15 protein-coding genes and 2 pseudogenes are annotated in these 11378 nt (G+C 34.8%); 5 read left to right on the forward strand and 12 right to left on the reverse strand.

Features of this window, described 5'->3' with window-relative positions:
- Positions 1 to 870: 870 nt before the first annotated feature.
- On the reverse strand, positions 871 to 1242 hold the full coding sequence (locus BEN74_RS00655; protein ID WP_068912115.1) for a hypothetical protein: 372 nt from the start codon (positions 1240 to 1242) through the stop codon (positions 871 to 873).
- A gap of 712 nt (positions 1243 to 1954) precedes the next feature.
- Between BEN74_RS00655 and BEN74_RS00660 the strand changes: the two genes are divergently transcribed.
- Both BEN74_RS00660 and BEN74_RS19785 read left to right on the forward strand, forming a co-directional pair.
- Positions 1955 to 2536, forward strand: coding sequence for a histidine phosphatase family protein (locus BEN74_RS00660; protein WP_068912121.1), 582 nt, complete (start codon positions 1955 to 1957; stop codon positions 2534 to 2536).
- Between the two features lie 224 nt (positions 2537 to 2760).
- Positions 2761 to 2895 carry a hypothetical protein gene (locus BEN74_RS19785; protein ID WP_265936562.1) on the forward strand — a complete coding sequence of 45 codons (135 nt, stop codon included), beginning with the start codon at positions 2761 to 2763 and terminating at the stop codon, positions 2893 to 2895.
- A gap of 559 nt (positions 2896 to 3454) precedes the next feature.
- Here BEN74_RS19785 and BEN74_RS00665 read toward each other — a convergent pair.
- The 3 genes from BEN74_RS00665 to BEN74_RS00675 are packed head-to-tail and all read right to left on the reverse strand — an operon-like array spanning position 3455 to position 4443.
- The gene (locus BEN74_RS00665) at positions 3455 to 3772 is read right to left on the reverse strand and encodes a hypothetical protein (protein ID WP_068912112.1); all 318 of its coding nucleotides are present in this window, start codon (positions 3770 to 3772) and stop codon (positions 3455 to 3457) included.
- Positions 3773 to 3824: 52 nt separating this feature from the next.
- Positions 3825 to 4139, reverse strand: a complete 315-nt coding sequence (locus BEN74_RS00670; RefSeq protein ID WP_068912110.1) for a helix-turn-helix domain-containing protein — start codon at positions 4137 to 4139, stop codon at positions 3825 to 3827.
- Positions 4120 to 4443 (reverse strand): hypothetical protein, encoded by a 324-nt coding sequence (locus BEN74_RS00675; RefSeq protein ID WP_000288001.1) that lies wholly within the window; start codon positions 4441 to 4443, stop codon positions 4120 to 4122. Before BEN74_RS00675 ends, BEN74_RS00670 begins: the two co-directional genes overlap by 20 nt.
- A 143-nt stretch (positions 4444 to 4586) precedes the next feature.
- Here BEN74_RS00675 and BEN74_RS00680 point away from each other — a divergent pair, with 143 nt between their 5' ends.
- Positions 4587 to 4892: a hypothetical protein gene (locus tag BEN74_RS00680; RefSeq protein ID WP_068912107.1), complete on the forward strand. Its 306-nt coding sequence runs from the start codon at positions 4587 to 4589 to the stop codon at positions 4890 to 4892.
- An 88-nt stretch (positions 4893 to 4980) separates the two neighbouring features.
- Positions 4981 to 5406 (forward strand): hypothetical protein, encoded by a 426-nt coding sequence (locus BEN74_RS00685; RefSeq protein WP_068912106.1) that lies wholly within the window; start codon positions 4981 to 4983, stop codon positions 5404 to 5406.
- Between the two features lie 127 nt (positions 5407 to 5533).
- Here BEN74_RS00685 and BEN74_RS00690 read toward each other — a convergent pair whose 3' ends face one another.
- The 5 genes and pseudogenes from BEN74_RS00690 to BEN74_RS00715 form a co-directional block, all read right to left on the reverse strand.
- Complete coding sequence (locus BEN74_RS00690) at positions 5534 to 6127, reverse strand: hypothetical protein (RefSeq protein WP_068912104.1); 594 nt, start codon at positions 6125 to 6127, stop codon at positions 5534 to 5536.
- A gap of 291 nt (positions 6128 to 6418) precedes the next feature.
- Positions 6419 to 7276, reverse strand: coding sequence for a hypothetical protein (locus tag BEN74_RS00695; protein ID WP_068912101.1), 858 nt, complete (start codon positions 7274 to 7276; stop codon positions 6419 to 6421).
- Between the two features lie 115 nt (positions 7277 to 7391).
- The gene (locus BEN74_RS00700; protein ID WP_068912099.1) at positions 7392 to 7673 is read right to left on the reverse strand and encodes an addiction module antidote protein; all 282 of its coding nucleotides are present in this window, start codon (positions 7671 to 7673) and stop codon (positions 7392 to 7394) included.
- 1 nt (position 7674) lies between these two features.
- Entirely contained in the window at positions 7675 to 7977 is a 303-nt protein-coding gene (locus BEN74_RS00705) for a type II toxin-antitoxin system RelE/ParE family toxin (RefSeq protein ID WP_068912097.1), read from the reverse strand.
- A gap of 222 nt (positions 7978 to 8199) precedes the next feature.
- Positions 8200 to 8307, reverse strand: a pseudogene (locus tag BEN74_RS00715) (transcriptional regulator); the annotation flags it as partial.
- Positions 8308 to 8316: 9 nt separating this feature from the next.
- Between BEN74_RS00715 and BEN74_RS00720 the strand changes: the two are divergent.
- Positions 8317 to 8471 (forward strand): annotated as a pseudogene (locus BEN74_RS00720) (helix-turn-helix domain-containing protein); the annotation flags it as partial.
- 489 nt (positions 8472 to 8960) lie between these two features.
- On the opposite strand, the gene BEN74_RS00725 reads toward BEN74_RS00720, so the two are convergent.
- The 3 genes from BEN74_RS00725 to repM form a co-directional block, all read right to left on the reverse strand.
- Entirely contained in the window at positions 8961 to 9518 is a 558-nt protein-coding gene (locus BEN74_RS00725; RefSeq protein WP_086374407.1) for a hypothetical protein, read from the reverse strand.
- A 210-nt stretch (positions 9519 to 9728) separates the two neighbouring features.
- Positions 9729 to 10286 carry a plasmid replication DNA-binding protein gene (locus BEN74_RS00730; RefSeq protein WP_228200339.1) on the reverse strand — a complete coding sequence of 186 codons (558 nt, stop codon included), beginning with the start codon at positions 10284 to 10286 and terminating at the stop codon, positions 9729 to 9731.
- Between the two features lie 60 nt (positions 10287 to 10346).
- Positions 10347 to 11264: a replication initiation protein RepM gene (gene repM, locus BEN74_RS00735; protein WP_068912117.1), complete on the reverse strand. Its 918-nt coding sequence runs from the start codon at positions 11262 to 11264 to the stop codon at positions 10347 to 10349.
- Positions 11265 to 11378: the final 114 nt, after the last annotated feature.

Raw genomic sequence — 11378 nt, forward strand, 5'->3', positions numbered from 1 at the left:
TAAACGTAGTCATATTGGTAGGTAAACGTAGTCATATTGGTAGGTAAACGTAGTCATATTGGTAGGTAAACGTAGTCATATAGATGCTGTACCCCTTTAAAACAAAGGCTTTGAGGTAGTCTAAAAGCATTTAAAAACTTAAAAATAATTAAAAGCCTAAAGAATGAAAAATTGCCCTATGTTTTCGCTACGCTCAAACTCTATTGAACTTCGCTTTCGCTCAGTTCGAAGGGGCAATTTTTAGTAAATACCGGATGTAACTGAAATATTAAAAAGCAAAGTCAAAAGCAAGAATGGATTCGCTACGCTCATAAAGCTTTTTTTCTCGCTACGCTCGGTCTAGATTCAATTTTCTGCATTTGATTTACTCTTATTTAGGCATCACAGCCTAAAAAGCTGTTTTTCAGAAAGTCGAGGCGCGAATTTTAGTGGTTCGCTCGTAGACACTCGCTCTGTAACATATTGATCTATTTAATAATTAAGTATCGGAAATTGTCCACACATCATGAATAATTGAAAGCCAAATTTGTATAATTAATCATTAAATTGCTGTTTTAAAGTGGTCAAAAGTGCAGTTTTCAGACAAAAAGTAATCAAATTTTATGAAAAATGATCTAAAAATTGACGCAATATGTGATGTCCATAAAACATCGGAAAATGTCCATATATAGTCTTCAAACCCTTTCTATTAAAGGGTTTGAAGACTTTTATAAAATGAACCCTATTAATTCTAATAAAAATTAAAGAAATAGATAACATGCGTGTATTTAAGCCTGTTTTTCGATTTAAGCTTGTTTATGTGTTTGGCTTGGAGTCTCCCTGTATTTTTCTAAAAGAAGGCCTTATGCGCGATTTGGTATCGTTTTACAGCTATTTTATTTGTCTTAAGCCAATATTTTGATTGGATCTAAATAACTCCTCTGTTTCCTTTTGGACTATTGCCTTGTGTTGAGGTGATCCAAAAGCATAATCGTTCGTATTGCTTTCAGATTTGATGGGATCTTGTTTACTTTCTTGAAGGTGCTTTGGAGCTGGAGAAGTCTCGATCTGTTTTTCTACTTTTGAAGTATATGCATTTTTATACCGTGCTAGATAAACAGAAAATTGTTTAACGCTCAGGATGAGTCCATGTTGTTTTTCTAAAATTGCAGTCACTTCTTCATATGAATAGCCCTGTTCTCTGAGTGCAAAAATCTGAGGTAGAAGTCGGATAAAGGCTTTGGATTTGATTTTTGGCAGCACGTTTTTAGTTTCCAGTTCGATTTTCTATTTTGATAGTAAATTGTTAGTATTTTAATTGCAAATTAATATATTTTCAGTAGTAAATTCCTGATTTTGATACCCAATTGATAACTTTTTGATAGTAAATCAGTAGTAAGTTGATATATACGCCCTTTTGGCTGTTTTTCTCTCTAAATTCTGCTCAAAATTTAAGAGGGATTTTTGACAATTTTTAGGTATACACCATACGCACCTAGTTAGGATGCAAAAAAACGAGGTTTTTTTCTTTAAAAACAGGACTATATCATGTTCGAAAGAGAGTTTTGAAACGTCACCAAATGTCACAAAATAGATGTTAACATTCTGTTTTATATTGAAAAATTTGTCACAGCATTGTCACAACGCCATTTCTATATGAAGCATAAAATAGAATCCTCGAATTTTAAAATTTTGAGGATCGGCAATGTTTGCAAATGTGTACATTCGATAGATAAGTGAATGTAATAAAAAACGTTTTTTGAAAACATTTTGAAAACATTGCTGTCTAGTAAAGTGCGCTAAAAAGTAGCTGATTTTTTGCGGTACTTTGTGCTGTTTCTTGCATTATTTTACTGATGCCTTTTGGCACAAAGTGACCCGACTTTAGATTCAGGCTAAAGCCAAAATCTAAAGCATCGGGTGACTCTATGAGCATCTATCGGCTATGCTCTATGCTTCAATGAAAGGGAAAAATATGAGTATTTTTTTGATCCGCCATGCTGAAAGTGAAGCCAATATCAATGGTAAAACGCTGTCGCATGCTTCAATCGCTTTAAGCGAGAATGGCCATATTCAGGCTCAAAATTTATGCTCTACGCTGCCTGAAATTGATCATGTGATAGTGTCCAAATATTTGCGGACGCAACAAACCGCAGCACCGATCCTAGAAAAATATAAGCTTGATTTTGAAGTTGATGAGCATTTGCATGAGTTTAGCTATCTGTCTGAGCGTAAGTGTGCCAACACCAATTTGAATGACCGTAAAGCATGGGTGAATGCGTATTGGGATAAAATGGATTGCCAGCATCGGGATGCTGATGATGCTGAGTCTTTCGAGGATCTCTATCTGCGGGTGCAGGCGTTTCATGACAAGTTAAAGCTCGTGGCCGGGCATTATGCGGAAAAGAATTTGGCTGTATTTAGTCACGGACAGTTTTTACAGCTTTTGATTATGCAGATCCAGCAACCAAGACCGCTTAGCAAGGAGTTGATGCAGCAGTTTAGATCTGACTTGGTTTGTCAGCCGATTAGAAATACTGAGGTTTTCACTTATTGAGCTTAATTTCGTATAAGAAATTTTATGTAAAGTAGATAGTCGAAAGGCCCATGAATCGGGCCTTTCGTATAACGCGTATTATGTTAATTTTAGAAAATCTTAATCTTGTCACTTATTCCTGAACATAAAAAATAATAGCCTTTTATGAAATTTATCTGTCTGTTGCAATTTTAATAATTTCATTTTATATTGTTAATCAATTTTACTTATATAGGATTTTTAAAATGACTAGACCTCTTAAACCAGGACCGAAACCAATTGCTAAATCTACTGGTAAGGTTGATAAAAGAAGACGTGATAATAAGAATACTCCAAATAATAATGATGATTTGAAACCTAGTAAATCATCTGAAAAATAGCTGGAGGCAGACGTGAAAATAATGCTGTCTATAATTCAGTAGAATCACGACAATCCTGAGCATTAAGGGGGATGATTAAATTTAATCATTTCTCTATTATTTAACATAATGGGCGTTATACGAAGTACACTTGTATATTAATTTAAATATCAAATACTTAAAAATTTCACCCCAGCCAAAAAATGTACAAATTGCCGATTTTGAAACAAATCGGCTTTTTATTGAACGAATTTGTCACTTTCAGTCAATAAAATCGATCAAAAAAACGCTCAAATTCAACTTTTTCCCTGATAACTCAATACATCCAGTCCCGAAACTATCCGCAATTTCTGCGGATAAACCTTGGGGTAAGTTTTGGGTAATTTTTGTACGCTCAGGCTGACATGTGTTAGGGGAAATTACGTCTATATCGCCCCCTAATTTTTTTCATATGATGGAATTATGGAGTACAGGATACTCCAGCACATAAAACAATAATGATAAGTGCAACAGTTACTAAAACTAATCAACCACATACGAAAAAGCCCGACAAAAATGTCGGGCTTTTTTATTGCCTAATTTAAGGTTGATCGGCAGTTAACTCATATTGGTTAATAAGCTTAATCAAGGCATTTTGCACATATTCTTCAAACTCAACACCTTGTTCTTTGGTTATTTTTTCAATTTTTTTAATAACTTCACTATCTAATTCAAATTCTATTTTATCGGATGTCTCCATCAGCAAATCATAGTTATTTTCGACCATCTTTTTAAAAGTTTTTTTTAGATCATTTGTTGATGGGACATTGAAAGATAAGCGTAGTGAACTATTGATAATTTCAACGTGGGTATAGCCGATATATTCGGTACTTTTTCCTACAAATTCTAAATGTTTCATAAAAGACCTTAAACAAGATAGTGAAATAGCTCTCTAGTGAGAGCTATATAAATTAAGCCAGACTTTCTTTTACAAATTTTGGATCAACAATAAATAATCGAATAAGTGATGTTGCCGCCCCTGATGGCCGTCTTACACCTTGTTCCCATGATTCAAGGGTACGTCTTGAAACACCAAGAATCTTGGCAAATTGGTCTTGGGTCAGTTGAGCCTTTCGACGAGCTAATGCGACATCTGTTTCAGTGATTACTGTTCTTTTTACAGCATTATTAGCAAGCATATCATCTATGCCTTGTAAGATTTCAGCTTCAATATCTCTTGTTGCTTCAAAGGCTTCCAGTTCTTTTTCAGTCATTAAACGAGTCATTTAATTTCTCCACCAATGCTTGAAGGGTTTTCTTACTAAGCTGCACAGTTTGCTTTTTACTGTACAGGGTTAATAACCAAATCTCTCCATTTGTTAAACGATTAAAGTAGATGACTCTGACACCACCACTTTTACCTCTACCACCACTCGTCCATCTAATCTTTCGAATACCGCCTGAATTAGGTTCTACATCCCCAGCTTCTGGATTTAATGCTAAGAATGTTTTGAATTCCTCATATTCTTCCTGAGTCCAATAAACAAGACAGTATTTAGTAAATAAAGGGGTTTCACATATTGTATACATTGCTTGTATTCATACTACCTTGTAGTAGTTAATTTTATACTACTTTGTGGTATCTTTAAATATCAATTTTTAATTTATAGAACTAAAGACGATGTATTACTTTGCAGAGGATCCCTTCTAGGTAATGTTACCTAGGAGGAACAATGAAAAAACTAAAATATCAGTATAGGCAATCAATACAGAGTACTCGCCACGACTACTTTTGGAAAATTTATCCCAATGTCAGAAGCTCTGTATTTAAGAAATTTAGCACTCACCAGGAGCGTAGCTTTTATTTTTTGCATCGAATTGAATACAAAGATTATCCGCTTAAACTTCGTGTCGCACGTGGTACGGGATTACCTCATGTTTGGGATGACCTTCCAACCTATGTTTATGATGTTGCTAAAAGTTGGAAGCATAACTCTAAGAGAGCACATCAGTACTACAAAGAACACGAGAAAAAATAAAAAATGGGGGCAATCAGCTCCCCATTTTTGACTTCGCATAAGAGATTTTATGTTAAATATTACACAAACTGAATAATTAGAGAAAACAATGGGAAGCGAATATTTTATTATCGGAATGGACAGTAATGGTGCAGCAGCTAAAGAAGAAGTTTTAGAAATTTTTAGCCCTTATTGGACTGAAAAAGAAGAAAATTATTACTTTTTAGACTATGGAAAAGAAATCCGTGAGGGATATATAGTCCATAATGAATGTCACTTTAATATAGACTTTTATGAAGATAATTTAGCTGTAAAAGGTGTAACAATATTTAAGCCATGTAGTGATATTAAATTGGAAAAAGCTGTTTTCCAGTTAATACACCAATTTCCAATGATTGTGACTTATCCAGTGGAACCATTACTGGTAATTACTGCAAATCAGAAATGTGTTGAAATTATCAAAGAAGAACATCCTGATTTATTACCTGATTTAACGATAGTGTCATCGTTTGAAGAATATAACAGTATTAGTTAAATGGGAGCTTAGCTCCCAATTTTGATTTCGATAAAGTTTATTATGTTGGCTCTCACCAATATATCAAAAGAATTTAAAAATATTTGAGGATTACATCAATTTATTCTTAATATGACAGAACTAAAAATCAGCATTGCCATAAAAACTTAGCAGTCTTACCTTCAGGGCAATCAAATAAGAATTCACAACCTCCGGCAAAATTCATGGCGGTTTCATACTCAGGACCTTCCTCTAATTGCGCAACAAAGCGCATATTCTGCTGACAACACTCACATTTTGGTGTTTCATCATCCTGAATCCAATTAGGCTGACCATGTAATTGCCCTAATATATCTCGTCCACCACGTTGCCAATTCGAGCGAGCGTCATCATACGTATCTGCTTCAATCTCTAATATTACAGCGTTATATTCAGTTTCTCGCAATGTATTCTCAGCATCTATTGTAAACTCTTCCAATGAAGATAGTTCTGAAAGGATGATCACCTGATTTGCACCACCATCTGGATCTTCATCCCCACACATACCCGGATCATTTTCACAAATAAAAATTAATTCTAAGCCTAAATCTGTTTTAATTTTTCCCATATATTTCATATGCCCTTGGCATTCAGCACACATCGGCCAATCATAGGGCTGATCAATTACACGTATAGGTAATCCACCAAAATAAGTTTCGGTAAGTGCAACTTTAGTTGGCTCATTAATTAGTAATTTAATCATGAAAAAATAAAAACCTTATTCGTAAATAACGTAACAATCTAACTAAAAAATGAATTTAACAAAAATTATTTTTTTAATTGCAATGTTTCAAAAAGTCTCATAATAAATATTTAACACAATACCAAAGGGTTTCTTTAGGGTTCTGTCGTATTAAGAATTAAATCAATTTAACATAATGGCCCTAAGATTCGATTTTATTCCCCATTGCTTGATGACATGGCTTTGATTCAGTATTTCAAGGAAACAGTAGGAGCCTGACGCACTCCTACATTGACGCTTTAACTTAGAAAATTACATATCTAGGCATATATCTGGCTGTCCACCCTTTGCCCTGATGGAGTTACTTTTTTCTGTAACTCTTATTCTATTATTTCTTAGGCTCTCGAAAACGGGTACTAGGTCGAGATCTTTAGTGTAAAAGTCTTGGTCAAGGATAAATCTCTTTTTTTGGTTTAAAAGCTTAATTTTCTTGCATGTCAATTCCAAATCTTTTTTTGTATTTGCGAGAATATTTTCTTTCGTAACTTTTGTAATAATATCTGGATTTTCTGGGTCACGTCCCGAATGCAAACGAGAACGATGAGATGTGAGTGCAGCCATATTCTTATCCATATCTCGGATATTTTTTTGATATTCTTTTTGGCTCATTGCTGAAATTTTCTTATCTGTTTTTTCATTGGGTTCATGATATTCATTAATGTTTGTTGAATCTCTTACTAGGGATGGATGTGAGATTAAAGCCGAACTATTTTGACATAAATTATTTAGAGGGCTATTACTTTCATTTTTTTCAAGAAAACTATAAGGTGTTTCACCTGCATGAATTGTTTTTTCTTTGAGAGAACCATTCGAATTAAAAGATAAATAAGATTTGCTAATTTGTACTTTATTTTTACAATCTATCCAAATAACTCCTTCACCATAGTCACCAGCATTAATTTTATTACTTATTTTTTTGATAGCATTACCTTTAAGTTTAACTTCTTTATATTGCCGATAGTTATCTATATCTACAGGGACAAATGTTGTATCTGCCGTGTAGTGAATACCATTTACTGTTCCTAGTGAGATTGATGCACTGAAAGCACTAAATGATGTTAAAGAAACTGATATGGTAAGTAACGACCTTATGATTTTAGCAATTATCAAAATTTTACCCCTTTAAAACTCTATAAACAGTAGCTATGCCACACCCAGAAATTGGACAGGTCTAAGATTGAAGCCAAAAATGGGAGCCTTAAGCTCCCATTTTTGCTAACTTTTTTTAAATTGCTAAGCGTAAATTCAGTGCTTTTACGACTTTAATAACAGTATCAAAGCTTGGGTTTACATCACCAGAAAGAGCTTTATAAAGACTTTCTCTGCCTAAACCTGTGTCTTTTGATAATTGAGCCATTCCTTTAGCTTTAGCGATATTGCCTAAAGCTTTTGCAATGAATGCTGCATCACCATTAGATTCTTCAATACATGCTTGTAGATAAGCTTGCATATCTTCTTCTGTTTTAAGGTGTTCAGCACTGTCCCATTTGCGAAGTTTAATAGCCATTTTACAGCTCCTCCTCTAAATCTTGTGCTAATTTCAGGGCAAGTTTTATATCTTTACTTTGAGTAGATTTGTCTCCACCAGCTAAGAGAATAACGATTCTTTGCCCTTGCTTGCAGTAATAAACTCGATAGCCAGGTCCAAAGAAGAAACGTAATTCTGAGACACCTTCACCGACTGGTTCTGTATCTCCAAAGTTTCCATCTTCTACCCGATCAATTCGAACTTGTATGCGTCTTCTTGCCTGTTGGTCTTTTAACTTGCTAAACCATTCATCAAAGACTTCAGTGGTATATATTGAGTACATAAGTAGAATGTATCCTACAGGATACAAATAAGCAAGATATTGACTTTAATTTTGAGTTCTAACATCATTGGCGTCAGTTTTCGAATGTAGTTTATTTTTGCAATTCCAGTTCTAAAACTTACACCTTGTAAACCATCGAAATCTTTAAATTCTTTTGATATAAAATTATTTTTAATCAAAATCTTACGAGAAGCCATATTAATAGGGTCAATAATTGCAGTTCTCTTTCGCAATTTGGGTCATTCCTCTTGCTTTGGCAATTACACCAAGTGCATGCGCTAATTCAGCAGGATCATTTTCTTCAAGAACCATATTGAGATACATCACAATATCTTCTTCGTACGTGAGAAAACGGGCTTAACCCAAGCAGAATTCGCTGCACGTTTGCATATTAGCGCGAGACCCTACAAAACTGGGAACAAGGCCGTCGCTATCCAACTGGTCCTGCAGCGACTCTAATTCGCATTCTGGATGCCCATCCAACTCTGATCTAAATATTTTAGATAATAAAAAACCCCGGCATCCTGCCGGGGTTTTTCGTATTGGTTCGCTCGGTATAACTCCTGTCGTACCTTACAGTCCTTGTGCGTATCGTTGTTCTTATTATTGTCTGGAACTTCCTGTTCTCCATGTCCCCATGATAGGAAATTGCAGCCAGGCCGCATAGGCGCAAAGGGCAGGAATTGCTGTGAGCATATGCGTACAAGGCCGGCTAAAAACTGTCCTCTTTTTATCCGCAGAAATTGCGGATAGTTTCCGAAGTGCAGGCATTGAGTTATCTGGGAAAAGTGGAAATATGAGCGTTTTTTGATCGATTTTATTGGCTGAAAGTGACAAATCTGTTCAATAAAAAGCCGACTTGTTTCAAAATCGGCTTTTTGGGCATTTTTTGATTGGTGTGAATTTTTTAAGTATCTGATATTTAAATTAATATACAAGTGTACTTCGTATAACGCCCATTATGTTAAATGGAAATAATTATTTTAATTCGACCTATATTTACGATTATTCAATACGTTCATAAATATTAGTGTGATGAATACAATGAGGACATATTGCAAACTAAAAGCAATAGTAGAAATATAAGGATGTGCAAAACTTTTTAAGTAAGTAAGAGTATCGCCTTTACGCCATTCTTTGTATGGTTGAAGAGGTTCATCATTAATAATAAACCAAATTAGATTCATCAGGCCTAAAGTACAACAGAAAAATACAATGCCAAGCCAGCCACTGATAGACTGCTGGTTCTTATTTAATGTTGCATAATGCTGACGTATTTGTCTTACATATTTGGCGGGTAGTGGGTGTCTTAAATAATTAATAACAATAAGGCCAATCACGAAAAAATTACATATTGCAAAATAGTCATTTAGAAACTTATGTTGGCTTGAAATCGAAGAGTCAATTGTGGTCGGGAATAAGCCCTGAAATGGGAAATCAAAACTGACTATGACTAATGCGATTGCAGTGGGTACAAGATGAAAATAATAAAAAGGTGCTGTAACATCTAAATAATATAAAAAAGCTGATTTTTTTTTCATAGTTTTTGGTGATTTCGTTTAAGTTTGTCTAAAATTAACATAATACGCGTTATACGAAATGCTTGAAATTTTCCTATAAGCATCAATATCTTAGTCAAAGCCGTTCTAGGGTTCAGCGCACTGGAACGGCTTTTTCATGATTATTCACGTTCCACGCCTATTCTTTGATCAAAGTTCCACAACTTTGATTAGTACATCTAAACAGATCAGTTAGCCATTCGGCAAGAAAAACCGGCTTAACCACCCTCTTTTCGGTTGCTCCGGTTCAACGTGCTCCGGCACTGGAATGCGCTTATTTTCTGTTTCGACCGGAGTAGTCAATCCGTCATGTTTCGGCTCTGGTTCTGGTCGAGAATTTTCTGTCATTTCAGAATGAGTAGAAACTTTACGTTCATCTAGCTCTGTCTTTGGTTGTTCAAGCTGACCTTTAAACTCAATTCTGTGGGTCAAATCTTCTATATGCTGCATCAAAGACTTTTCTCTTTGGTTGGCTAGATCTAACTGATTTTTGAGTAGAGAAATTTGATCTTTCAATACATTTTCAATCTCAGATTGAACACGTACTTGTACATCCTTCTGGGCGTGTTCAGTACGTGTACTGGACTGAACACCGATAGGATTACCATAGACCCTGATAAGTTCGGATAAATCTATAAGCCCATCATGAGCCCTTGATAATTCACCATTTTTTATAGCTTCATATATTGTTGTTCGTGACTTTTTAAAAGCTTTACTTGCGTCCATGACGCTGAATTTTGTTGTGTTCAATGTAATCCCTCAGTGCATGTACAAGGATGTTTAGATGAACATCCTACCTGAACATGAAGTTTATTTTGTGTTAAATCCTACCTTTCTAAGATATGGTAGAAGTTCTTCAAATCTCTCTTTGTCTTGTAGCATTTCAGCAATTCGAACTGCAAATTGTGTATAGCTTTCTGTACCTTGAGAATATTTATTCATGTCTGGAAGTTCAGAAAGTTTATTAGCAAAAAGGTGACGTTGTGCATCGGTCATTTTTGAGAAAAGTTCAAGTGAAGTTGAAGTTTTAGAGGTAATCACTTTCTTTTGCTTAAATATGAATGAGAATCCTGAAATGTTACGGCCTTTTTTATGTTGCTCACATTTAACGTTAATGTCTGTGTGCTCATTAACTTGGGCAATAGCTAGATTTAACACTCGATCCTTGAAGTTTCCCATTCTAGTGTATTCATCATCGAGAACACCTATCTTTTGCCTGAACTCTGCTAGTTCAATAACAGGTGTTTGACCTGTACTACGCCAAGCAATCAATAATTCGTATAAACGTACAGCATAAGCACTACTAAGATTGCTAATTTGTTGTAGCTCATACTTTGTAAATTGTTCTTCTAAACGTGTAATAAGGGGCACGATAGCTGGTGCAAATATCAACTTTACTGTTGCTTCATCATCGATGTATCTAATTTCACTGACCCAACGACTTAGAACATTCTCAACATTCCCTCTTTTGTTGATTTCTTGATAGCTAAATTGTCGTGCGAATAAGTCTTTACACGCATCTTTAAGTGCTTGATAGGCTGTCTGTCGTGCAACATTAAACTGGTTTACATAACTATCTGCATGAACCTCTAAAGGATCATTTGCATTGATACCTTTGCCACTACCTCTTGCTTCGACAATAGCTAATAGGATTAAACGCTGTTCTACTAAATCCAAGTTATAACTAGCATTTATTAATGCATTATCTTTAACAACTAAATCCCGCATCTTATTTAACTACATTATTATTTATGAATATAAGTCTATATTAATAATTATGTAGACTTATGCAAGGTAAACGTAGTTAAATCTACAAAAAATATTATGCAGACTATTGGTAGG

Source organism: Acinetobacter sp. WCHAc010034, assembly GCF_001696615.3.
Classification (GTDB): Bacteria; Pseudomonadota; Gammaproteobacteria; order Pseudomonadales; family Moraxellaceae; genus Acinetobacter.